Source organism: Paenibacillus sp. JT22N15 (genome assembly GCF_059383755.1).
The window spans coordinates 1-19,504 of sequence record NZ_JBXENV010000028.1 but is presented as its reverse complement, the minus strand read 5'-3'; the positions used below and the strand labels follow the sequence as shown (position 1 = coordinate 19,504).

At 45.3% G+C, this 19,504-nt stretch carries 30 protein-coding genes, 1 tRNA gene and 1 pseudogene; 23 read left to right on the top strand and 9 right to left on the bottom strand.

Annotated features, from left to right (window positions below; translation table 11 throughout):
- The first annotated feature begins 171 nt into the window (after positions 1-171).
- From AC50X8_RS31900 to AC50X8_RS31890, 3 genes are all read left to right on the top strand, one after another.
- Positions 172-804: a Bax inhibitor-1/YccA family protein gene (locus tag AC50X8_RS31900; RefSeq protein WP_494865175.1), complete on the top strand. Its 633-nt coding sequence runs from the start codon at positions 172-174 to the stop codon at positions 802-804.
- Between the two features lie 183 nt (positions 805-987).
- Positions 988-1,650, top strand: a complete 663-nt coding sequence (gene rnhA, locus AC50X8_RS31895) for a ribonuclease H (RefSeq protein WP_056038823.1) — start codon at positions 988-990, stop codon at positions 1,648-1,650.
- A gap of 27 nt (positions 1,651-1,677) precedes the next feature.
- Positions 1,678-2,355, top strand: a complete 678-nt coding sequence (locus tag AC50X8_RS31890) for a uracil-DNA glycosylase (RefSeq protein ID WP_056038819.1) — start codon at positions 1,678-1,680, stop codon at positions 2,353-2,355.
- A 122-nt stretch (positions 2,356-2,477) separates the two neighbouring features.
- Here AC50X8_RS31890 and AC50X8_RS31885 read toward each other — a convergent pair whose 3' ends face one another.
- Both AC50X8_RS31885 and AC50X8_RS31880 read right to left on the bottom strand, forming a co-directional pair.
- Positions 2,478-3,467 (bottom strand): S-layer homology domain-containing protein, encoded by a 990-nt coding sequence (locus tag AC50X8_RS31885; protein WP_494883615.1) that lies wholly within the window; start codon positions 3,465-3,467, stop codon positions 2,478-2,480.
- A gap of 187 nt (positions 3,468-3,654) precedes the next feature.
- Positions 3,655-3,831 carry a YjfB family protein gene (locus AC50X8_RS31880; protein WP_081418938.1) on the bottom strand — a complete coding sequence of 59 codons (177 nt, stop codon included), beginning with the start codon at positions 3,829-3,831 and terminating at the stop codon, positions 3,655-3,657.
- 805 nt (positions 3,832-4,636) lie between these two features.
- On the opposite strand from AC50X8_RS31880, the gene AC50X8_RS31875 reads away from it, so the two are divergent.
- From AC50X8_RS31875 to AC50X8_RS31860, 4 genes are all read left to right on the top strand, one after another.
- Positions 4,637-4,792 (top strand): hypothetical protein, encoded by a 156-nt coding sequence (locus AC50X8_RS31875; RefSeq protein ID WP_494883625.1) that lies wholly within the window; start codon positions 4,637-4,639, stop codon positions 4,790-4,792.
- A 236-nt stretch (positions 4,793-5,028) separates the two neighbouring features.
- Positions 5,029-5,274 (top strand): YolD-like family protein, encoded by a 246-nt coding sequence (locus tag AC50X8_RS31870; RefSeq protein ID WP_341282276.1) that lies wholly within the window; start codon positions 5,029-5,031, stop codon positions 5,272-5,274.
- 222 nt (positions 5,275-5,496) lie between these two features.
- On the top strand, positions 5,497-6,156 hold the full coding sequence (exlX, locus tag AC50X8_RS31865) for an expansin ExlX (protein ID WP_442952545.1): 660 nt from the start codon (positions 5,497-5,499) through the stop codon (positions 6,154-6,156).
- A 143-nt stretch (positions 6,157-6,299) separates the two neighbouring features.
- Positions 6,300-6,372, top strand: a tRNA-Val gene (locus AC50X8_RS31860).
- 521 nt (positions 6,373-6,893) lie between these two features.
- Here the strand turns inward: AC50X8_RS31860 and AC50X8_RS31855 are convergent.
- Positions 6,894-7,268 (bottom strand): helix-turn-helix domain-containing protein, encoded by a 375-nt coding sequence (locus tag AC50X8_RS31855; protein ID WP_056038807.1) that lies wholly within the window; start codon positions 7,266-7,268, stop codon positions 6,894-6,896.
- A gap of 68 nt (positions 7,269-7,336) precedes the next feature.
- On the opposite strand from AC50X8_RS31855, the gene AC50X8_RS31850 reads away from it, so the two are divergent.
- Entirely contained in the window at positions 7,337-7,567 is a 231-nt protein-coding gene (locus AC50X8_RS31850) for a helix-turn-helix transcriptional regulator (RefSeq protein WP_081418937.1), read from the top strand.
- A 495-nt stretch (positions 7,568-8,062) separates the two neighbouring features.
- Here the strand turns inward: AC50X8_RS31850 and AC50X8_RS31845 are convergent.
- Positions 8,063-8,884, bottom strand: a pseudogene (locus tag AC50X8_RS31845) (IS256 family transposase); the annotation flags it as partial.
- A 107-nt stretch (positions 8,885-8,991) separates the two neighbouring features.
- Positions 8,992-9,294: a hypothetical protein gene (locus tag AC50X8_RS31840; RefSeq protein WP_494865161.1), complete on the bottom strand. Its 303-nt coding sequence runs from the start codon at positions 9,292-9,294 to the stop codon at positions 8,992-8,994.
- 161 nt (positions 9,295-9,455) lie between these two features.
- On the opposite strand from AC50X8_RS31840, the gene AC50X8_RS31835 reads away from it, so the two are divergent.
- The 8 genes from AC50X8_RS31835 to AC50X8_RS31800 all read left to right on the top strand — a co-directional run bounded on the left by AC50X8_RS31835 (position 9,456) and on the right by AC50X8_RS31800 (position 12,606).
- Positions 9,456-10,100 carry a phosphoadenosine phosphosulfate reductase domain-containing protein gene (locus AC50X8_RS31835; RefSeq protein WP_494865159.1) on the top strand — a complete coding sequence of 215 codons (645 nt, stop codon included), beginning with the start codon at positions 9,456-9,458 and terminating at the stop codon, positions 10,098-10,100.
- Entirely contained in the window at positions 10,097-10,534 is a 438-nt protein-coding gene (locus AC50X8_RS31830) for a hypothetical protein (RefSeq protein ID WP_494865155.1), read from the top strand. Before AC50X8_RS31835 ends, AC50X8_RS31830 begins: the two co-directional genes overlap by 4 nt.
- A gap of 42 nt (positions 10,535-10,576) precedes the next feature.
- Positions 10,577-10,972 (top strand): DNA methyltransferase, encoded by a 396-nt coding sequence (locus tag AC50X8_RS31825; protein WP_056038800.1) that lies wholly within the window; start codon positions 10,577-10,579, stop codon positions 10,970-10,972.
- Positions 10,911-11,111, top strand: coding sequence for a DNA methyltransferase (locus AC50X8_RS31820; RefSeq protein ID WP_162241919.1), 201 nt, complete (start codon positions 10,911-10,913; stop codon positions 11,109-11,111). Before AC50X8_RS31825 ends, AC50X8_RS31820 begins: the two co-directional genes overlap by 62 nt.
- Before the next feature lie 314 nt (positions 11,112-11,425).
- Positions 11,426-11,626, top strand: coding sequence for an ASCH domain-containing protein (locus tag AC50X8_RS31815; protein WP_494865146.1), 201 nt, complete (start codon positions 11,426-11,428; stop codon positions 11,624-11,626).
- Positions 11,627-11,681: 55 nt separating this feature from the next.
- Positions 11,682-11,867 (top strand): hypothetical protein, encoded by a 186-nt coding sequence (locus AC50X8_RS31810; protein ID WP_494883612.1) that lies wholly within the window; start codon positions 11,682-11,684, stop codon positions 11,865-11,867.
- Between the two features lie 27 nt (positions 11,868-11,894).
- On the top strand, positions 11,895-12,047 hold the full coding sequence (locus AC50X8_RS31805; protein ID WP_155973320.1) for a hypothetical protein: 153 nt from the start codon (positions 11,895-11,897) through the stop codon (positions 12,045-12,047).
- Positions 12,048-12,366: 319 nt separating this feature from the next.
- A complete protein-coding gene (locus AC50X8_RS31800) occupies positions 12,367-12,606 on the top strand; it encodes a hypothetical protein (protein ID WP_494883610.1) in 240 nt (79 codons plus the stop codon).
- A 17-nt stretch (positions 12,607-12,623) separates the two neighbouring features.
- On the opposite strand, the gene AC50X8_RS31795 is transcribed toward AC50X8_RS31800, so the two are convergent.
- Both AC50X8_RS31795 and AC50X8_RS31790 read right to left on the bottom strand, forming a co-directional pair.
- Positions 12,624-13,142 (bottom strand): DUF3231 family protein, encoded by a 519-nt coding sequence (locus AC50X8_RS31795; protein ID WP_494865142.1) that lies wholly within the window; start codon positions 13,140-13,142, stop codon positions 12,624-12,626.
- A 176-nt stretch (positions 13,143-13,318) separates the two neighbouring features.
- Positions 13,319-13,603: a WGxxGxxG family protein gene (locus AC50X8_RS31790; protein ID WP_056038785.1), complete on the bottom strand. Its 285-nt coding sequence runs from the start codon at positions 13,601-13,603 to the stop codon at positions 13,319-13,321.
- A 259-nt stretch (positions 13,604-13,862) separates the two neighbouring features.
- On the opposite strand from AC50X8_RS31790, the gene AC50X8_RS31785 reads away from it, so the two are divergent.
- The 4 genes from AC50X8_RS31785 to AC50X8_RS31770 all read left to right on the top strand — a co-directional run bounded on the left by AC50X8_RS31785 (position 13,863) and on the right by AC50X8_RS31770 (position 15,142).
- The gene (locus AC50X8_RS31785) at positions 13,863-14,000 is read left to right on the top strand and encodes a YopX family protein (protein ID WP_162241918.1); all 138 of its coding nucleotides are present in this window, start codon (positions 13,863-13,865) and stop codon (positions 13,998-14,000) included.
- Positions 13,967-14,110 (top strand): hypothetical protein, encoded by a 144-nt coding sequence (locus tag AC50X8_RS31780; RefSeq protein ID WP_162241917.1) that lies wholly within the window; start codon positions 13,967-13,969, stop codon positions 14,108-14,110. The genes AC50X8_RS31785 and AC50X8_RS31780 overlap by 34 nt, the downstream gene beginning before the upstream one ends.
- Positions 14,058-14,252 carry a sigma factor-like helix-turn-helix DNA-binding protein gene (locus tag AC50X8_RS31775; RefSeq protein ID WP_081418935.1) on the top strand — a complete coding sequence of 65 codons (195 nt, stop codon included), beginning with the start codon at positions 14,058-14,060 and terminating at the stop codon, positions 14,250-14,252. Before AC50X8_RS31780 ends, AC50X8_RS31775 begins: the two co-directional genes overlap by 53 nt.
- Positions 14,253-14,905: 653 nt before the next feature.
- Positions 14,906-15,142 carry a DUF3892 domain-containing protein gene (locus tag AC50X8_RS31770; RefSeq protein WP_056039108.1) on the top strand — a complete coding sequence of 79 codons (237 nt, stop codon included), beginning with the start codon at positions 14,906-14,908 and terminating at the stop codon, positions 15,140-15,142.
- Positions 15,143-15,245: 103 nt separating this feature from the next.
- Here AC50X8_RS31770 and AC50X8_RS31765 read toward each other — a convergent pair whose 3' ends face one another.
- The gene (locus AC50X8_RS31765; RefSeq protein ID WP_056038780.1) at positions 15,246-15,971 is read right to left on the bottom strand and encodes an MBL fold metallo-hydrolase; all 726 of its coding nucleotides are present in this window, start codon (positions 15,969-15,971) and stop codon (positions 15,246-15,248) included.
- 138 nt (positions 15,972-16,109) lie between these two features.
- Between AC50X8_RS31765 and AC50X8_RS31760 the strand changes: the two genes are divergently transcribed.
- The 3 genes from AC50X8_RS31760 to AC50X8_RS31750 all read left to right on the top strand — a co-directional run bounded on the left by AC50X8_RS31760 (position 16,110) and on the right by AC50X8_RS31750 (position 17,636).
- Positions 16,110-16,313 carry a hypothetical protein gene (locus AC50X8_RS31760; protein ID WP_081418934.1) on the top strand — a complete coding sequence of 68 codons (204 nt, stop codon included), beginning with the start codon at positions 16,110-16,112 and terminating at the stop codon, positions 16,311-16,313.
- 227 nt (positions 16,314-16,540) lie between these two features.
- The gene (locus AC50X8_RS31755; RefSeq protein ID WP_494883602.1) at positions 16,541-17,104 is read left to right on the top strand and encodes a stalk domain-containing protein; all 564 of its coding nucleotides are present in this window, start codon (positions 16,541-16,543) and stop codon (positions 17,102-17,104) included.
- A 217-nt stretch (positions 17,105-17,321) separates the two neighbouring features.
- Positions 17,322-17,636 (top strand): DUF1292 domain-containing protein, encoded by a 315-nt coding sequence (locus AC50X8_RS31750; protein WP_056038772.1) that lies wholly within the window; start codon positions 17,322-17,324, stop codon positions 17,634-17,636.
- 202 nt (positions 17,637-17,838) lie between these two features.
- On the opposite strand, the gene AC50X8_RS31745 is transcribed toward AC50X8_RS31750, so the two are convergent.
- Positions 17,839-19,308, bottom strand: a complete 1,470-nt coding sequence (locus tag AC50X8_RS31745) for an aminotransferase class I/II-fold pyridoxal phosphate-dependent enzyme (protein WP_099521842.1) — start codon at positions 19,306-19,308, stop codon at positions 17,839-17,841.
- Positions 19,309-19,504 lie beyond the last annotated feature (196 nt).

The following is a 19,504-nucleotide window of genomic DNA, read 5'->3' as shown; positions in this document are numbered from 1 at the left end:
TAAGCCGCCGATCGCTGTGATCTGGCGGCTTATTTCTTTTATCTGTAAATATTCAAGTGATAAACATTGTGATTTTTGAAAAGCTATGCTTACATATAGTGTTATTATTCAAGGAATTGGTGTAAAATAGCTAATAGAATAAACTAAATTAATAGTAAAGGAGCTTATTTTATGGATACGATTCGTTCTTCGCAACTGTTATTGCCGAAAGTTTTTCGGGTCTTATTTCTTTCACTGCTCGTATCGCTGGTCGGCTTCTTAATCGGTCAGGTTGTTCCGCCTGTACTGGCTATGCCGCTGTATATAGTGGAAATTGGACTTCTGATTGCACTGCTCTTTTTACGAAAAAAGAAATCGATCGGCTACACGCTGATGTACAGCTTTATGTTCGTATCCGGCTTGACGATGTATTTCGTCATTGTGAGCTATATTAGCATGCTGGGCGCTTCACTGGTATTGCAAGGTCTTGGCGTTGCGATTCTTGCATTTGGCGGTACGGCGCTTTACGCGATTAAGTCGAAGCAGGATTTTTCATTCCTCGGCGGCTTCTTGTTCGCTTCCACTATTGTACTTGTACTGATGACACTCGTCGGCTTGTTCCTCCCCTTCTCGGGTACAACAGAGCTGATGGTATCCGGCTTCGGTATTTTGATCTTCATCGGTTGGACGCTGTTTGACTTCTCGCGTCTTACTCGTCAAGGCTTTAGCGATGAGGACATTCCGATGATCGTCGTGAGCATTTATCTTGACTTCGTGAATCTGTTTCTGTTCATTCTGCGTTTCCTTGGTGCTAGCCGAGACTAAGGACGTGATTTTCAAGGAAGAGCGATCAGCGCTGCTGGTCGCTTTTTTTGAAACGCACCGCGCCGCCAAAGGACGGCGACAGCCGTTTCACCTTGTTTGATTCTGTCATCCGGGTGGACAGGAGCCGCATTTTTCGATTTAATAGAAGGATGGACGTTTGGTAAAGGTGGTAAGAACAAGCTAATGGCGAAATCAAAATATTATGTCGTTTGGGTAGGCAAGCAAGCAGGCGTATTCGCAACATGGAAGGAATGCCAGGAGCAGGTGAATGGCGTTCAGGATGCGAAATATAAGTCCTTTGAATCCAAGGCGCTGGCGGAGGCCGCTTTCAAGGAGGGCTGGCGCAGCCACTGGGGCAAGGGGAAAAGCACGGCAGGCGGCGCAAGCAGCAGCTCGGGCGGTTTTAAGAAAACGGCTTCCAAGCCGCAAGAGTCCGGAGAAATCGATTATGACAGCATCTCTGTAGATGTCGGTACGCGGGGCAATCCGGGTCCAGTGGAGTACAAGGGAGTCGATACGCAGACAGGCGAAATTTTATTTTATGTAGGGCCGATTCCGAATGGTACGAACAATCTCGGTGAATTTATCGCCGTTGTGCATGCACTCGCCTATTTGAAGCAGAAGGGCAGCGAGAGAACGGTATACAGCGACTCCAGAACGGCACTCAGCTGGCTGCGTAATAAGAAGGTCGCATCGACCCTCGTAAGAGATGCCTCTACAGCAAAAATTTGGGCGCTGACAGACGAAGCGGAGAGATGGCTCAAGACGAACACCTATCCGAATAAAGTGCTCAAATGGAACACTGAGGAATGGGGAGAAATTAAAGCAGATTTTGGGAGAAAATAACGTTATACATAGAGAGGGGACTACGCGGTGTTTCAGCAGTTGAACAATGATTGGGCAGCTAAGCTGCAATTTGAATTTGAACAGCCCTACTTCAAGAAATTAGAAGTTTTCTTGACGGAGCAATACAGCACCAAAACCGTTTATCCGAAGCAGGAGGATGTGTTTAATGCGCTTAATTACACGTCTTATGAAGGAACGCGGGTCGTTATTTTAGGACAGGATCCTTATCATGGAGAAGGCCAGGCGCATGGCCTGAGCTTCTCCGTGCAGCCAGGAGTTGCGGTGCCAAGGTCGCTGGGCAACATATATAAGGAGCTTCATGCAGACTTGGGCTGCCCGATTCCATCCCATGGCTCGCTGCGAGCTTGGGCAGAGCAGGGGGTGCTGCTGCTAAATACGGTGCTGACAGTGGAAGCGGCCGCAGCCAACTCGCATAAGAAGAAGGGCTGGGAAACCTTCACTGACCGTATCATCACTGCGCTTAATGAACGCGAGCGTCCGGTCGTATTCATTTTATGGGGAAATCCCGCCCAGAAGAAGCTGGAGCTCATTGACACGGACAAGCATAAAATCATTACGTCCGTACATCCTAGTCCATTGTCTGCCCGTGGCGGATTTTTCGGCAGCAAGCCGTTCTCGCAAGCAAATGGTTATTTGAACGAGCTGGGCGAGCGAGAAATCGATTGGAGTATACCGGCATTATAATTTTTCAAGCTGTATAACCGCATTCATTCACAAACCAAAAGCCGCTGAACTTGCGTAATGGCTTACGCGTAGTTCAGCGGCTTTTTAAAATGGTTTTAGCTGGAGCTCTTCAGCTTCAATTATTAGGAAGCGACAGACGTATTGCTGCCCGCAGGAGCAGCAGCGGAGCTGCCTGAAACGGCATTAGCGGCTGTTGGAAGAACGGGCTTGAATTTAGCATCTACATAAGTTGTAACCTGTACTTCTGTAATCACTTGGGGATACATTTGATCGGGTTTAGGCTCCGTGCGCTCTAACTTAATAGTGGCTTGGTCGCCATCAAACGTGATGCCGGAAATTTGAATGCCATAGCCTGGATGAGGCACCGTTGCTGTTACCGTCACTTTATTGACTTCAGCATTGACTGGCGTAACGGTCAATCTTGCATCTGTGAAAGGGTTATCCGTTGGCTCATTTCCCGTAGCAGGTGCTTCATTTTCCTTCATTTCCTTCATAAATGCAATTCCATCATGCAGCCATGCCGCAGCATCACTGCGTTTAATGGAAGCCGTTGGGTAAAAATTTTGCTTTGCGTCAAGCGTTGCGATTTTGCTGAGGAGCAGCTTTTGGATATTGCCCATAAAATCTGGATTTACATCGGCCTCATCATTAAGCATCACATACATTTCAATCATGGCATAAGTCACTTTATTGTCAATCGCTTTGAACAAATGCTGCGCGAATTGCTCGCGAGTCATCACGTCATTTGCTTTCACATCTTTAGCTACACCAAGATCGTAGAAATGGGCGATGATGAAAGCTTGGGAGTACCATTTGTCATCTTTAATATTCGTATAATAGTCGGCTGCCAGCGGCTGCTTAATGAAACGAATATGATCGAAGTTAAGCTCAAGTCCTTTGATAATCATGGAGATTCCCTCTGCATAAGTCAGTTTGCCCTGCGGGCGGAAATTGCCGTCTTTGTCCCCGGAAATAATGCCTTGCTGCTGGAGCGCTTCAATTTTTTTGGCATTCGGGTCATTTTTGACATCGTTGAAGGCCCAGGCACTTTGTCCGATTGTCAGCATCATCATGGTCAAGATAAGGGTTAACAGTAGTGGTTTTTTCTTCATTTCCAGTCACCTCTTTATTTTTTTCGCTTTCTTATATCATCCCAGACGTTGCTATTTCTTTTATTGTTGCAGAACGAAGTAAAATCGATTCATTTGTTCGCTTATAGGCTAATTAGCAAGCGTACTATTTTCTGTCCAACATGAAAAAACGGGAAGGATTGACCTTCCCGCTCCACACTTGCCTATCCTATACTTTAATATCTAGTAGGCTGCCGACATTTGGATTTACACTGAGCTCCATCATTTTGATAAGTCCTTGTGCCTGCACTTGCATTTGGTCTTGGCCAATATCCAGCATGCGAACCGATACAGCCGTGCCGAGTGATGCTTGACTAAGTGACGTTGATAATGCTGCTATATCCATTATTCACCACCTCCACCTTTATTATCGGCAAGCATGGCGGAGGGATGAATACAATTAGGCAAAAAAAATAACCCGCATCGCTGCGGGTCACAACCATATATGTCGAAAAGAGAGTAAAGTCAGTATGCGCCTCGCACCTTAAATAGAAATGAAACGAAGCTGATTTTTAGCTTAATGCTTTTTTCTATGATATAAATGGCCATTCACGCACGCATCTTTAAGCAAAAAAAAGAACCCGCCGGAAGGCGAGTCGTCAAGGATTAACTATATAAATAGTGGGGGGTCATGTGATTAGTATAGGCAGCCAACCTTAAAATAAAATGAATGCCAACTGATAACAACATTAAATTTATATTTCAAGGCCATCTGATCATTTTTTTTGAAAATAGGCAAAAAAGTAGCCCGCTATTCAAGCGGGCCCAAAAATATATTAAAAGGGAGTATGTTGCTAGTATGGATTAACCATCTGAAACTGCACTGAAACGAAGCTGAAAATAAAATAAAAAAAGCTCCCATTGTGTCCGGGAAGCCTTGGCGTTTCCTTATTCTTTTTTCTCCTCTTTGACAATGACTTCATCTGGCGCATCGAACGGTACGCGATCTTCTTCATAATACATGGGTGAATCACCTCCTGCTTAAAGTCAGTATGCACCTGTTTAGTTATCTGGGAATGAACGTAATGTAAACGGAAAATTAAAAAAAGAAGCAGCGGCACCCGTCCATCGAGGCAAATACCCATTTTGCCTGAAAGCCCAACCCTTTTTGGCTTTTGACCATATGATGCTGTGTACCTTAAAAAAAGGAGATGAGCAACGAAATGGGATATGAAGTAGGAAATGTAGGAGTAGGTCCAGGATACGGTGGCTGCGGAAATAAAGTAGGCGGTGCTTTCACAAGCCCAGGCGCTATTCTTGTACTGTTCATTCTATTGGTTATCATCATTTGCTCCTGTATGTGGTAATAGAAGCGGCTTAGTTCCATCCTGACCTAATCAGTATTTCCTTAACCATGCGTTCTAAGTTAAAAATAGAGAAGAAGCGTCCCCTTGCCATGTTATGGCAGGGGGATGTTTTTTTGCCTAATTTCATAATCTCCATGACAAATGCTTTGAAGAAAGGGTATGATTTAAAGATGGGTTGAAAAAGGCATGAGTTAAATGAAGGTCATGTACTAAAACATAGAATGGAGACGGAAGTAATGGCAAAGAAACCAAAGCGCCCGACAAGGGATGAGTTTGAATTGGAGGAGCTCGGAGAGCGCCTGGTTGAAGCGTATCAAGAGGGGATTGAGCTGCTTTTTGAGGTGTGGAACTGGGAAGAGCCTGTGTCGGGACTCATTGTAAAAATGGATTCCCGGACGAGGCTGGTGCACGTAGCAAAAGGTGAAGAAATTACTAAAATTCCGTTCATGGATATTATGAAGGTGAACAATAACGCAAGCTAGCCGAAGCGGCAGATGCTCCTTGTTTTTGACGAATAAAGTCTAGTTTTGTTGGGAAATGTCATTAAAATGCTAGAAAAGAAGTATCGAAAGTGCTAGCAAATATTCCTCCTCACCACTTAGAATGGACTCTACTGGTAGATTTAGGGTTTCAAAAATGTGGAGGAGGTTTCTGTTATGAAAAAAAAGCACGGTGTAGTCAAATTTGGAATCGTTTGTCTTGCGATGTTCGTTTTGTACCCGGCGGTGCAGGCGTTTGCAGCTTGGAACGATGTGCGTACAAGCTATGCGACGTATACAGGCTCAGGATATTCGGGCGGTGCAGTACTGCTTGATCCGATTAATCCGAATATGGAAATTACGGCCTTAAATCCGACTGATATGAATTACAATGGGGTCAAAGCGGCGCTTGCGGGCGCTTACTTGGAGGTTACGGGGCCTAAGGGCAAAACGGTCGTCTATGTCACCGATTTATACCCGGAAGGCGCTCCGGGAGCGCTTGACTTGTCGCCAAACGCTTTTGCTAAAATTGGGGAAATGTCGGCAGGCACAATCAATATTTCATGGAAAGTCGTGAAAGCGCCGATAACCGGAAATTTTTCATACCGGGTGAAGGAAGGCAGCAGCCAGTGGTGGGCGGCGATTCAAGTGCGCAATCATTTTTATCCGGTCATGAAAATGGAATATAAGAAGGCTGGCGCGTGGATCAATCTGGAGAAAATGGACTATAACCATTTCTTGGGCACGAACATGGGGACAAGCCCGCTGCAGGTTCGGATAACCGATATTCGCGGGAAAGCGGTTCTGGATACGATTCCCGCACTTCCAGCAAACGGTACATCAGGCGCTTATATAGTTCCGGGAAATGTTCAATTCCCGAGCTGAAATGGAGCATAGGCTGAAAACAAAAAGCTTCATTCTCCGGTTGATTGGAGGACGAAGCTTTTTTTGAAGCTCAAAAAAAATAATAGCAAAATGGTTGACTTTTCCGCTCAAGCTTGGTATATTAATAAACGTCGCTAATATACGATCTGTTAGCTCAGCTGGGAGAGCACTATCTTGACAGGGTAGGGGTCAGTGGTTCGAGCCCACTACAGATCATACAAAGAAAAAGCCTGAGAAGCCGCATTATATATGGTTTCTTGGGTTTTTTCAATTTTTTGCTTACTGTCAGTGAAAAGCGATCTGGGGACATTCTGGGGACGGATTCTTTGCTAATTGATTTTATAAGACTATTCAGGATCAATCTTGTGTACTTTTTCTAGAAAATTTATCGAATTTATTCGCTGTGCGTTGTCTAACTTTTTTGGTGATATGCATGTAAGTGTCAGCTGAGGTCGATAACCTGGCATGCCCTAGTCTACGCTGAATCGCAATGAGAAGGGAATCAAAGTTAGCTGCATCATCTTCGCCATCTTCTAAAATTAGAGTACCTGAACTGTGTCGTAGCCCGTGAAATTTAATAAATCGACTCGTAATCTCCAAGTGTTTTCTCCTCTCTTTTCGATGCTACCTTTTGGCATTTCATTCCCCTAAACAGAACGTATGTTCTTTTTTGTCTATAAGAAACCGCCTCGCAGCGGTGGAAGCGCAAGATCATAGAGTGTTATGCATTTTTTTTGCTATTTATTTTGCTTCTTCTTACTTTCCCAAAAAAGAACTGTTAGAAATTCTTTTGCTTTAAGTTTGTCTTCCTTACTTATTGGCGCGCCATCAAATAGCACTTCACCATCAGCTTCTAACAACCTTTTTAAATCAAAAATGTCGTTTTCTGTTGCCCAAGAAGGGGCTTGAATTTGTTCCTCGCGTCCTAAAAGGTAATCCGTAGAAGTCCCGAGAATTTCCGCTAGGGTGTCTAAATCTTTGCTAGTAGGCGTTACTCTGTCATTTTCGATGTGCCCGAAATTGGAATTGCCCATCCCTAACTTATCCGCAATTTGTTTTTGTGTAAGATTGAGGGATTTTCTTAGAACTTTAATACGGCTTCCTAGTGACATAATAACTTTACATCCTTCCGAAATAAATTGTATTAAAAATACTGTTGACTGTATTTTAAATACAATGCATGATGATCACAACGAATAAACAAGGTGGTGACAAATTGAAAAGAGTCGAACTCAAAAAAGCTAGGGTTGATGAGGGGTTGACTCAAGAAGCACTGGCTTCTGAGTTATCAGTACATGTTGATCATATCCGAAGCTTAGAATACGGTCGTGTAAATCCAAGTGTTAAACTAATGAATAGAATTTGCGACCGACTAAAAGGCGAGCCGAGAGTCTTATTTCCTGATCTATAAAACAGTATTATTAATACGACAAACTCATAATACTGTATTTAAAATAGGATGTAAAGGTGTGCTTATTTTTTTGCCTATAAAATGTATTTAAAATACGATTTAGGGGGCTGTAAGCTGGGTATTTCAATTGAGTTATCCATAAAAACAATCATTTCGGAAGAAGTGGCGGCAGCTGAACGGAGACTCCGAGAAAGTCTTAGTATGAAAGCGGATGAAACATTGACGTTAAGAGAGGATGATTGGAAGCGGGAACAAGAAGATAACTACAAACCATAGTAATCATAAGAGGAGGAACATTCATTATGTCAGATAGCAATGAAAAAGCCACCGTTGCAGCGGCGGCAGATGATTTAAGTGTTGATACTCGAAATACTTGGTCTTCTAGGTAGTAATGGGACGAATGTAAGAGAGAGGAGAAAAGCATGTATGAGTGAAACGAAAAAAGAATCAGTTTCAAAATTGGAGACTGATATAAATATTGTAACTGACATCATTTTTTAGATCCTTGTAGGAGACGTAACGGATGGAGTTACGGATTTGGTGAATGATGCATTTCTGAATCTCGGTGTTCGGATAGCAGGCGGAGATGGCCTGGGAGAAGCCTGTGAGGTTATCCACACAGGTGATCAGAGTGTCCTGTACACCACGGTTTTTAAGCTCGTTTAATACACTGAGCCAAAATTTAGCGGACTCGTGCTCCCCAATCCACATGCCTAATACGTCCTTGTTGTCATCTAAATCGATGCCAATGACCATGTAGGCTGCCTTATTCACAATGGCGCCGTCTTGCTTCACTTTGTAATGAATCGCATCCATAAATACGACTGCGTAGATGCCTTGCAGCGGCCGATTCTGCCATTCTTTAATGAGGGGGACGATTTTGTTCGTCACGTTTGAAATCATGGTTGGTGAGACGTCTATTCCGTACAAATGATGGAGGTGATCTTGAATATCCCTCGTACTGACACCTTTCGCGTACATCGCGATGATTTGGTCTTCAATACCGGTGACGGTGGACTGATGCTTCTTTACAATAACGGGCTCAAACTCACCATGACGACCACGAGGCACGGCTATCTCCATTTCGCGGTACTCGCTCGTTACCGTCTTTTTCGTTTTCCCGGTACGGCTATTACGTGTCGCTTTGCTTTTCACATCATGCTTCTCATAGCCCAGCTCCGTGTCGAGCTCAGCCTCTAGCATGGATTGCAGCGTCTCTGCAAATAGCTCCTTCAAGGCCGACTGCACATCTTCCCTCGTTTTGAGGTTGTTTTCCTTCACAAATGCCTTCACTTGTTCCTTATTGAATCTCGCCATCGGTGCCATCCTCTCAAACCAGCCTTTCTTCTATTGTAATCGGGTTTGAGAGTTTACACAGAATATTTTACAGACTCGGAAATTGGGTTTAAAACGATTAGGATTGCTTACCATGTCGTTCTATTTTCTGTTTTTCCTTTTCCCAGAGGGCTTTTATACAAAACAACAAGGGTCAATACGCGTGTTGCCCAATGCACCCATACTTCTAATTTTAAATTAAAACCGCCGGGTGCTCCCGACTCTTCACTGTAATAGCTATATCCATCACTACGAGTTGGATCAACATTGATTGTTCTATGACCAACCTCCTGTCCTAAAACGAACAATGAAGCCTTAACCTCTTCGACGTCACCTTCAAATTCGACATAAACTCCAGGTACACCTGGTACATCGACGTCTACCTTTGGCATTTTATCACTCCTTGTATTTGGTCGTTCTTTCTTATTCTTACCAAGCCTGAAAAAATAATGTGTTTGTTCAAAACACCAATATAAGGGGCATCGCTCCAGAAGTGTAGCTAGATTGTTTTAAGCCCTATAGCTCCATACAGCATAGAAACGAGGTGAGAGTTTTGGTAATTCAGGCTTTAATCGACGAAGGAGCAATATTCTTCTGCAGCCATAGCGGCGGTAAGGATAGTCAAGCCATGTACGACCACCTAAAGGTCATAGTTCCTGCCCATCAGATTGTCGTGGTCCATGCTGATCTGGGCTGCGTGGAGTGGCAGGGGGTTCAAGATCATATCCTTGAAAACACAAGCCATGAGGTATTTGTAGTTAAAGCAAATAAAGATTTTCTTGAAATGGTCGATGCCCGCGGTATGTGGCCGTCAGCTAAACACAGGCAATGTACCAGCGATTTAAAACGGGCGCCGATTATGAAGTTTATCAGGCACTATCTCAAGGACCGTGGTCTTAAAATCGCCGTCAACTGCATGGGTATTCGGGCTGCTGAATCAACGGCCAGAGCGAAGAAGGAGCCGTTCCGCTATAACGCTGCTGAGAGCTGTGGACACCGCGACGTGTGGGACTGGATGCCGATTTTCGAATGGAAGACAGCAGAGGTATTCCAAGCAATTGCGGATGCTGGACAAAAGCCTTTCTGGGCTTACGCTGTTGGCAATGAGCGTTTGTCGTGCGTGTTTTGCATCATGGGTAGTAAAAACGACCTGCAGCACGGGGCTATAGCTCCATACAGAGAGGAGGACAAGCAATGATCATACAGGGCGACAACATCATTGTTGTGCCTGTTATGGAGGCAGGGCAGTTTCAGGTATGCGTCACGTCGCCTCCGTATTGGGGGCTGCGGGATTATGGTATACCGCCGAGCGATTGGCCGGAAGTGACTTATACTCCCATGCCCGGCTTGCCTGCGGTGACGGTACCAGTACCAGCATGGCGCGGTTGTCTAGGGCTGGATCCTACGCCGGAAATGTTTGTGGCTCATACGGTGCATGTATTTCGGGAAGTATGGCGCCTGTTGCGGGACGATGGGACACTGTGGCTTAATTACGGTGATAGTTATGCATCTAGGCCTAATAGCGCCGATCAGAATTGGCCAGACCCAGCAAATCCCAAAAAGGGCGGCTCGCGCTGCCGAGTTTCTGTTAATAAGGGTATTAAGCCAAAAGATTTAATAGGCATACCGTGAAGTGTGGCATTCGCGCTCCAAGCAGACGGCTGGTATCTCAGAATGGACAACATTTGGCATAAGCCTAACTGCATGCCGGAGAGCGTCAGGGATCGCCCTACAAAGGCTCATGAATACGTGTTCCTCATGTCAAAATCGGAAAAATATTACTACAACGCCGAAGCGATTAAGGAACCAATGGCAGCATCTAGCATTGTGGGATTGTCACAGGATTTCGAGGGGCAAGCTGGATCAAATCGCGCAAACGGAGGCGCCAAAACGAACGGGACCATGAAGGCAGTAGGTGCGGCATACAGTTTTGCTCGAAAGGTTAATGAAGGAGACGTGCCTGGTAAGAGCAAGCAGCATAGAGAAGATAGAGTAGATGTGAAGTATTTTGGCTTCCGGAATAAACGCTCCGTGTGGAACAGGCAGCTCGGTTGGCGACAAGGTATTTGATCCATTCGGCGGGAGTGGCACGAGTTTAGAAGTGGTGCATAAACACAGGCGAAAATGTACGATCATCGAGATCGGGCCGCAATACGTGGAAATAGCTGAACGCCGGACGGCTAACGTTCAGCAGATGCTGCAATTATAACCCCCTATAGAGGGGAAAGGAGCAAGCTTAAAATGATAGTCCGGATCGAGTATGTAAGAGCGCTTGTATGAGCAAGCACTCCACAAGCTTAGCAATGAGGTTTCTTTTTCCAATGCTTCTTTCCGATAATAAGAATTTTTTGACCAGGTTTAACAAATATAACTTTAACCTTTTTCTTTTTGGCATATTCGTATCCCATTCAAATCATCTCCTTTCCGTCAATTAATCTATTATATTCAAAGTTTAATTGATTCGATTGTGCATTTGATATATTGGGTAAAATTGGGGTTTTAGCTGTGGAGGTGGAGCACAAAATGAAAGCTATTACGATCATACAGCCATGGGCGACACTAATCGCGATTGGTGCCAAGCAATACGAAACGCGCGGTTGGCCGACGAAGCATCGGGGGGCACTAGCAATTCATGCTGGAAGCCAGAAGTCAATTTTGGTTGGTATGAGGAAGGCCGTTACGCATGGGAGCTTACAGAGGTTCGGCGGCTTGCAGGGCCGATAGCAGCCAAGGGGCAGCAGGGGCTTTGGAATTGGGATGATCAAGCTAAAGGATACTGATGGGCCGTAAAATCTACATCCGACAGAAGCTATATTACTTTTTCGAGAGCATATCTGACGTCGAGCTGGTATTCGCGATGTACGAGGACGTAGACGGCGATATCCATTACCGACGTACCGATTACGACACGGACAAGCATACGATGCCAGCGAGTCATTTTTATAATCAGTTCAGGCGAGAGTAAGGCTAACAGGTACTAGGCGGGCTGATCATGACGGAAGGCAATAAATTTGTGAACTGCCTTTTATGCGACGGAGCAGGCGTTTTGTACGAACTGGACAATACAGCATTTGAATGTCCGGTATGCGAAGGTGAGGGCGGAGAATTCGAGAATTACCGCCAACTCAACGATACAACACAATGAATAATGAAGTGCATAGAGGAGGGTAAAAAAAGAAAAGCAGCCATTATTGGCCGCTCAAGAAGGGTGCATCTGATGCATAGCAAGGAAATGCTTTTCAACTTCACTTAGATGTTTTCTATATTCGCCTCCATAGTAAACGTGTAACGGATGATCTATATATTCATATTTATCAGCAAGCATCTTATACGTAGAGGCTAATTTCAAATGATGTTCCCATGCCATCCTATTATCCAAATCGTTACCATCCTTTTCAAGTGTGTAGGCAATAACAATGTATGTTAACGCCCTAAGTGAGGTGACAAATGGGAGGGAACGACAGATGAACAGGCAGGAAACTTTGAAAAAGTTAGATCGCATCACGGATATGAGTGACAAGGAAATATTCGAAAATGCGGCGTGGATTAGAGACGTAGCGAGCAAAGCCCACATGCATATAAACGTAAAGTCGGGCACGGTTAAAACGAATGACGTTCATGGATATGCGAAAAAAGTATTCCCGCAGGGCTATGAAGTCCACGGAAATGACCATTTATCTGAAAAGAAAGATCCTGCTTTATGAAAGCAGGATCGATAAAATTAAGCATTTACTGGCTCAGGTCTTTTTAATTGGAGCGGAGGGGGAATTAACCAACCTTTTTCTTTATTCATTTCCAAAATACGAACAGCAATACCTGTCTTCGAGAGATGATATTTAGCGAATAATGCACCAATATCTTCCCTTAACGATTGCGTCATAGCTTGGCTGCATGCAACGATTCCTGCAGCCGTGTCTGCGGAGATAGCAGCAGCAATCTCGGGATCAGTGAATCTCGCACCAACTGGGATATCCTCAAGTTTAACTGGTGGTCTTTCCGCTAATAAAGGAGCAGGCGCAATCCCATTGTTAGTAAGTAATTCGTCCAGTTCTCTGATCTCAAGCTTCGCTTGGTCGATAAGTGCATCCAAGATTTTCTTGAGGTCCTTGTCGCCGGCATGGTTCATGAACGCTTGGTAACATGACACGATTCCTTTTGCTACCATTGAAGCTTGCCACACACCGTAGATTTCACCATAGTGCATAGGTTCGTCTTTTGGATTACCGCTTAAAATGCCCATTTAATTTGCTCCTTTTCATTCCTTGATTTTTACTGAATTAATTTGCTCAGAGATCAGATAAATATGCAATTCTGCGTATATTTTGATTTTTGAAATTACTTCTAGCTGAGGCTGCCAAACATACAGAACCCCTGGTTTTAAGCAGGGGTTTTTGGAAAAATTATTTGGTTAATTTTTTAGGTGCGTTCCCGATCACGGCTTCTTAAACCAAACAGTCCGGCCAAGCCAAGCAATCCGAGCCAGCCCCAATCAAAATCATTATCATCAGTCGTGGCATTTGTTCGGTAGTTGTTCGCGTTAAGATTTGTGTTACCTTCTGTATTATTGTTTGTTCCATAGCTGTTCATCTGGCTGTTGTTTGTTGCATGGGAAAGGCTTGGCGTTCCTTGCGCAAAGGCAGGAATAGACAGTGCAGATGACAGAATTACTAAGGTGAATAGCAACGGGAATAATTTTTTCATTACATTAATCGCTCCTTGTTTTGAATTTATCACGAGTATATGTTTCCCTACGGGGAAAATAAATATTCTGTTCTCGATAAAAAATCATTATGATCTAGATGCGAAAAAAAGCCTATAGAATCAGCCTTCCGAAATGGATTGAAGAATACAGAAATACATGGGAGGGAACGACAGTGCCAGAAGAGTTTGGAATTGGCGATATCGTCACATGCCCGCATTGTAAAAGAGATTATGTCATCGAATTGGGTTGGGGTTTTATGTGGTCGACAGAGAGTCAATAGAGGTCATCGGCAACATACACGACAATCCCGAGCTACTGGAGGCGAGCAGCCAGGTACGCGCAGGGGCATTGAGCGGCGCAGCGTGTATCAAAATACCGTGCTGCTGGACCCGATGATTATGCAGAGCTTTGCGAATCCGGTTAATAGTCGGAGCGGATCGTCACTCACTGAGGATGAGAAAAAGGCGCTGGAGGAAGTATTGGAGATTAAGCCCACAGGAGCGTGAATGTTATGTAATGGCTCATGGGCATGCGATACCGCATCAACAGATTGCACGGATGCTCAAACTCTCCGAAAGTAGTGTTTCAACCTATATAAAGAGAGCTCATGAAAAAGTGTCAAAAGGCTGGGAAGGTACATTATTTTGAAAGGGGCGTTTATACTATGCCAGAAGAATATACAAGCACAGAACAATATCCATCCGTGCTAGTGGCATCCGACATACAAAAGTTACTCGGGATTGGCGAGAGGCAAACTTACGATTTGATGAACTCGGGACAATACCATGTATTGAGGATCGGGAGAATGAAGAAAGTTTCGAAAAGTGTATTCCTTAGATGGATGGAAGGAGAGGCTAAATTTTAATATAGGAGGCCCACCCCAATAATCACTATTTTCCCTTTAATATCAAGGCATCACACCATTAAAAAATTGGCGCGAAAGTTGGTGCCGCAATAGTGAAAAGTAGGGGTGGGAACAGGAAGACAAAGACTATTAACAAATGAGGGAAATGCAATGCCAGCAAGCTCTAGGAGGTCAAAGGAAGCTATGGTAATACCTTGTCACTATCTTGACAGGGTAGGGGTCAGTGGTTCGAGCCCACTACAGATCATACAGTAAAGAAGGTCCGAGAATCCTTTTATAACAAGGGTTTTCGGTCTTTTTTGTTTCTGATTAATATTTGCATCATGCCGTATAAAATTTTCAAAAGCTACGCATCCTATCGATTGAATGCCGAGTGGCGGGCGGTAATTGCCGCTCACAATCCGAAGGAGGCGAGCTTTGAATGAGCACAAATGAAATGACTGGCGGGGAAAGAGAACATATTGTAGCGGTACAGAAAAATGGCGACGGTGACCTGACGAGTTTTAAAACATCATCGGGCCGTGTACTGGATTACCAGACGGCGCTGCAAGAGGTGCAGGCAGGGCAGATCGCTGGTGTGAATGCTTTCAAAGGCAGAGATGGTGAAACGTATATCCGTGGCGACGCGGACGGCGATCCTACAAACAATTTGGACCAGCTTCCGATGTTTTAAACGGCAAGCCTGAGCTAAGCATAGCCAGCAGCAAGAAGAGCCTGACGCGAAAAAGCGTCAGGCTCTTTTTGTTATGGTTGCTGATCATTTCTGCGACTCGTACCTACACCGTATAAATCTCACGCTGCTGAACGAAGCGCATTTTCCCCGTATGGCCTATGTAATTTTCCATCGTATCCCCGTAATGCATGAGCCACACCTTCTCCTGCAGCAGCTCTGGCAGTGTCAGCAGCTCGTCGAGACAGGCATGTACAACACCGGGCGCAATTAGCTGGCAGTCGTGAAAAATCGTATCGACGCCATCCTCAACAAGCTGCTCCAGCAACGCTTGACTGAATTTCATATCTGCCGAATAAAAAAATTGCTGATTGAAAATAAACGAATAGCTGTCTTTCCCCACAATATGCTCGGTTTGAAGCAGCTTCACCTTCAAGCCCGGATGCAGCTCATGCTCTACGCCTTCCTCGAGCCGTCTCACTTCAAAGAAGTCATTAATGGATTGAAGCGGTCCCTGCGTCAGCCCGCCGCGCAGCGTCTGCTCCCACAGCGGCTCTACTAGCGAGGAGGCGATGTACAGCACCGGCTTTTTTCCATAGAGAAACATCATCTGAAAAGCATATTCCTCCAGCCCGCCCACATGGTCGCCATGAATATGGCTGATCAGCACAGCATCCAGCTCATCGAACGAACGATTCGTCTCGTGCAGCGCCTTAGGCAGCGTAATGCCGCAATCGACCAGCAGCTTGTATCCAGGCACCTCAATTAACGCATTGTTATTATCATATTTCTTGGCAAAAGCACTCCCAGTTCCGATCATTTGTATATTCATTGGAACACCCCCGTCATAGAAATCATCTCGCTACATCCAATGTATCAAATGAATGGCAAACTGACAAATAGAGATACCCTTTGCTGGGTAGCTACATATAATGCATGAGCAAGAACCGGCAGGGAGGACAGAGCATCAATGAGCAAAGGAAAAGGCAAAAACGTTAAGAAGAAACAACCGTCAGGTGAACGGAAACAGTACCACTACAAATTGGTGCTATCCCCAGTCTGCGAAGTGTGTCCGACACCTTGTGCAAGGGGACTCGCGTATTTGGACCGAATGTCTGAGCCGGGCGCAGTTGGAAAAGGGGTTCCTTGCGTGCTCACCCGTACGTATCATTAACCCGAATATTTCCCAGGCAACCGCACATTTCTACAATTTTTTTCGCACGGGCATGCTGCTTAAATCCCTGTAAATGATCGTCTGAAAAAAGGGAGAGCACCCGCCTATGCTGGAGACAAAATATAGCGCTGGTACAAGGCTGAAAAAGTTTCTGTAACAGCGCAACTCTATTCATTTTGAAGAGTATAACCATATATCCAGACAAAGCGGATGGAGGGTACTCATCTATGAAATTCAGAAAAGTAGCGGTTTTGCTGCTGGCGCTTTTTTTATGCAGCAGTACCTTAATGATTGCCAATGCGGCATCGCAGACTGTTAAGGTTCTCCTGAATGGCAGCGAGCTTGAAGATGGCGGCATTATGGTGGATGGCAAGACTTACCTGCCGATTCGGGAAATAGCCAATAGCCTGCAAACTATCGTCAATTGGGATGGGCAGAATAAGAAGGCAACCTTAACGAGACCGAATGTACATATTGTACTTATGCAGGATAGCAAGCTGTTTGGCAATGTGACGAAGGGCAACTCATATACGTTCAGCGTATTGTCGCAGGTCGACAATTTGAAGACGGATATTGCCGCGGTTAAAGTATCTATATTTGATCCGTATGGCAGCGAGAAGGTTATTCAGACACAGACCGATAAGATTACGAAGGATAACTTCTGGTATCGGACGGAAGACATGAAGTATAACTTCGAGTATTCGGGAAAATATGCGGTGAGATTTTTCCTGAAAATGAGCTCGTCCGACGATTGGACGCTCGTCTCGGAGAAGCTGATTTCTTCGCAATAACGGCAATGGCCCGCGTTTCTTCCAAGTGGAGGAAACGCGGGCTTTTTCGAAATATAAGAAATTATTAGTTTCAAGCTTATAATTTCTTATATTTCACCCTCGAAACGGTAGCTTTGCCTCCGGATGACGGCGACAGCCGTTTACGCTTGTTTGACCGCTGCTAGGACTCATGGTACGATACACAGGTATGGATAATTGACTGAAATGGGGTAAAACAATGACTGAGCATAATCATGGCGCAGATTGCGGTTGCGGAGAAGACCATGAACATGAAGAAAGTGTATTTATTGTAACGGACGATGAGGGCCAAGAACGCGAAATGGTCATGGTTTATACGTTTGAATCCGAAAACAACGCTTATGCGGTATTGTTGGATCGCAATGATCCTGAAGCAGACGGCGTTATTTTCCGCATCGAGGAAGAGAACGACGAGGCATTCCTCGTTGGTATCGAAGACGATGAAGAATGGGATCGCGTAACGAAGATTTATGAAGAAATCGCCGTTACTGAAAACGCGGCAAAAGAAGAGTAGATTTCTCGCTCTTTACGCTGCTCTACCAAGCCATCATGCAGCTAAGCTTTGCATGCAAAAGACACCTGCGTCACCAAGGGCGAATGCTCCTGGGACAGCAGGTGTCTTTTGTTCAAATATAGGAAAGGATATTTCTCGGAATGAAACGCTCCGCTCCGCCAAAGGACGGCGTCAGCTGTTTCACCTTGAAATATAACGATGTCTAGGAAATAGCCGTTTCCTCGAAAATGACTTTAACGAATTCTACGTTGCGGTCCTCCGGACCTTTAACGGGGAGGCCAACTTCAACATGCTCGACGATGTAGTCGATATTTTTCTGGGAAATAACCTCGCCTGGAAGTAGAATAGGGATGCCAGGTGGGTAAACATAAATAAACTCGGCGATAATTCGGCCAGCCGACTCTTTGAACGGAACGACCTCGGTCTGTCCGTAGAAAGCATCGCGCGGCGAGAGCGACAGCTGGGGAATATCCGGGATTTTGACAACGAGTTCACGAGCCTCGGCGCCTTCATGGAAGCTGTCCGACAGCGCACGCAGCGCCTCCAGCAATTTTTCTATCGAATCGGATGTATCACCAGGCGTAACAAGGCAAAGAATGTTATACATATCGCTCATTTCAATTTCGAGGTTGAAATGGTCACGAAGCCAGTTTTCCGTCTCATAGCCGGTAATGCCGAGATGACGGACATGAATAGCGACCTTGGTTGGGTCGAGATCAAAGGTAGCTTCGCCACCTAAAATTTCCCGTCCAAAGCAGTACAAGCCTGGGATTTCATTAATGGTCTTGCGCGCATATTGGGCAAGCTCAATCGCTTGTTCAGCCAGCTTGTGACCGTTCAAAGCCAAATTGCGGCGCGACGTATCGAGCGATGACAGCAAAATATAGGATGTCGACGTTGTCGTCAGCATGCTGATAATCGTCTGAATGCGGTGGGGATTAACCCGCCCGCCGCGCACGTTCAGCACGGAGCTTTGCGTCATCGAGCCGCCCAGCTTATGAACGCTCGTCGCTGCCATATCTGCGCCAGCCTGCATCGCAGACATCGGAAGCTTTTCATTGAAATGAATGAGTACGCCGTGCGCCTCATCTACGAGAACCGGAATATCGAACGTATGCACGAGATCGACGATCTCCTTCAGGTCGGCGCATACGCCATAATACGTCGGGTTGATAACAAGCACTGCTTTCGCATCGGGGTGCTTGTCCAGCGCGCGTTTGACAGCGCGTGTCGTAATGCCGTGATCAATGCCGAGATTTTCGTCACGCACGGGTGAGATAAAGATCGGACGGGCACCTGCAAAAATAATCGCTGCCATAATGGACTTATGCACATTGCGCGGAACGATGATTTTATCGCCGGGAAGACAGACGCTCATAATCATCGTAATAATGGCACCGCTCGTTCCTTGCACGGAAAAATAAGTATAATCTGCGCCGAAAGCATCGGCTGCAAGCTTCTGGGCTTCCTCAATAACGCCGGTTGGCTGATGCAAGTCATCCAGCGGAGCTATATTTATTAAATCGATCGATAACGCGTTATCGCCGATAAATGCACGAAATTCGGCATCGCTGCCTAACCCTTTCTTATGTCCTGGAATATGAAATTGGGTTGGATTCTGTTCCGCATGGCGGCGTAATGCGCTGAAGAGCGGGGTTTTGTTATGATCCATCGCTTTCATCCCTGCCTCTCTAGTTAAAATACAAACAAGGTTGAGTATAGCAAAAACAAGTCGGAATGCAAGAAGCTTTTTTTAAAAATATAGGAAAGTATAGCATTGCGCGGTACTTTCTCTATATTTCTACGCGAAACGGTGCTTTGCCGCCAAAGGACGGCGACAGCCGTTTGCGCTTGAAATATAGGAAAGT

Bases quoted from the DNA above. Each gene is read 5' to 3' on its own strand.
- AC50X8_RS31805 (WP_155973320.1), top strand. From the start codon at position 11,895: ATGACGGAAGGCAATAAATTTGTGAACTGCCTTTTATGCGACGGAGCA.
- AC50X8_RS31855 (WP_056038807.1), bottom strand. From the start codon at position 7,268: ATGTCACTAGGAAGCCGTATTAAAGTTCTAAGAAAATCCCTCAATCTT.
- AC50X8_RS31850 (WP_081418937.1), top strand. From the start codon at position 7,337: ATGATGATCACAACGAATAAACAAGGTGGTGACAAATTGAAAAGAGTC.
- exlX (WP_442952545.1), top strand. From the start codon at position 5,497: ATGTTCGTTTTGTACCCGGCGGTGCAGGCGTTTGCAGCTTGGAACGAT.
- AC50X8_RS31875 (WP_494883625.1), top strand. From the start codon at position 4,637: ATGAGCAACGAAATGGGATATGAAGTAGGAAATGTAGGAGTAGGTCCA.
- AC50X8_RS31760 (WP_081418934.1), top strand. From the start codon at position 16,110: ATGAGCAAAGGAAAAGGCAAAAACGTTAAGAAGAAACAACCGTCAGGT.
- AC50X8_RS31825 (WP_056038800.1), top strand. From the start codon at position 10,577: ATGGACAACATTTGGCATAAGCCTAACTGCATGCCGGAGAGCGTCAGG.
- AC50X8_RS31810 (WP_494883612.1), top strand. From the start codon at position 11,682: ATGGGCCGTAAAATCTACATCCGACAGAAGCTATATTACTTTTTCGAG.
- AC50X8_RS31885 (WP_494883615.1), bottom strand. From the start codon at position 3,467: ATGAAGAAAAAACCACTACTGTTAACCCTTATCTTGACCATGATGATG.
- AC50X8_RS31830 (WP_494865155.1), top strand. From the start codon at position 10,097: ATGATCATACAGGGCGACAACATCATTGTTGTGCCTGTTATGGAGGCA.
- AC50X8_RS31775 (WP_081418935.1), top strand. From the start codon at position 14,058: ATGAGAAAAAGGCGCTGGAGGAAGTATTGGAGATTAAGCCCACAGGAG.
- AC50X8_RS31770 (WP_056039108.1), top strand. From the start codon at position 14,906: ATGACTGGCGGGGAAAGAGAACATATTGTAGCGGTACAGAAAAATGGC.
- AC50X8_RS31900 (WP_494865175.1), top strand. From the start codon at position 172: ATGGATACGATTCGTTCTTCGCAACTGTTATTGCCGAAAGTTTTTCGG.
- AC50X8_RS31765 (WP_056038780.1), bottom strand. From the start codon at position 15,971: ATGAATATACAAATGATCGGAACTGGGAGTGCTTTTGCCAAGAAATAT.
- rnhA (WP_056038823.1), top strand. From the start codon at position 988: ATGGCGAAATCAAAATATTATGTCGTTTGGGTAGGCAAGCAAGCAGGC.
- AC50X8_RS31840 (WP_494865161.1), bottom strand. From the start codon at position 9,294: ATGCCAAAGGTAGACGTCGATGTACCAGGTGTACCTGGAGTTTATGTC.
- AC50X8_RS31815 (WP_494865146.1), top strand. From the start codon at position 11,426: ATGAAAGCTATTACGATCATACAGCCATGGGCGACACTAATCGCGATT.
- AC50X8_RS31750 (WP_056038772.1), top strand. From the start codon at position 17,322: ATGACTGAGCATAATCATGGCGCAGATTGCGGTTGCGGAGAAGACCAT.
- AC50X8_RS31755 (WP_494883602.1), top strand. From the start codon at position 16,541: ATGAAATTCAGAAAAGTAGCGGTTTTGCTGCTGGCGCTTTTTTTATGC.
- AC50X8_RS31795 (WP_494865142.1), bottom strand. From the start codon at position 13,142: ATGGGCATTTTAAGCGGTAATCCAAAAGACGAACCTATGCACTATGGT.
- AC50X8_RS31800 (WP_494883610.1), top strand. From the start codon at position 12,367: ATGAACAGGCAGGAAACTTTGAAAAAGTTAGATCGCATCACGGATATG.
- AC50X8_RS31880 (WP_081418938.1), bottom strand. From the start codon at position 3,831: ATGGATATAGCAGCATTATCAACGTCACTTAGTCAAGCATCACTCGGC.
- AC50X8_RS31870 (WP_341282276.1), top strand. From the start codon at position 5,029: ATGGCAAAGAAACCAAAGCGCCCGACAAGGGATGAGTTTGAATTGGAG.
- AC50X8_RS31745 (WP_099521842.1), bottom strand. From the start codon at position 19,308: ATGGATCATAACAAAACCCCGCTCTTCAGCGCATTACGCCGCCATGCG.
- AC50X8_RS31790 (WP_056038785.1), bottom strand. From the start codon at position 13,603: ATGAAAAAATTATTCCCGTTGCTATTCACCTTAGTAATTCTGTCATCT.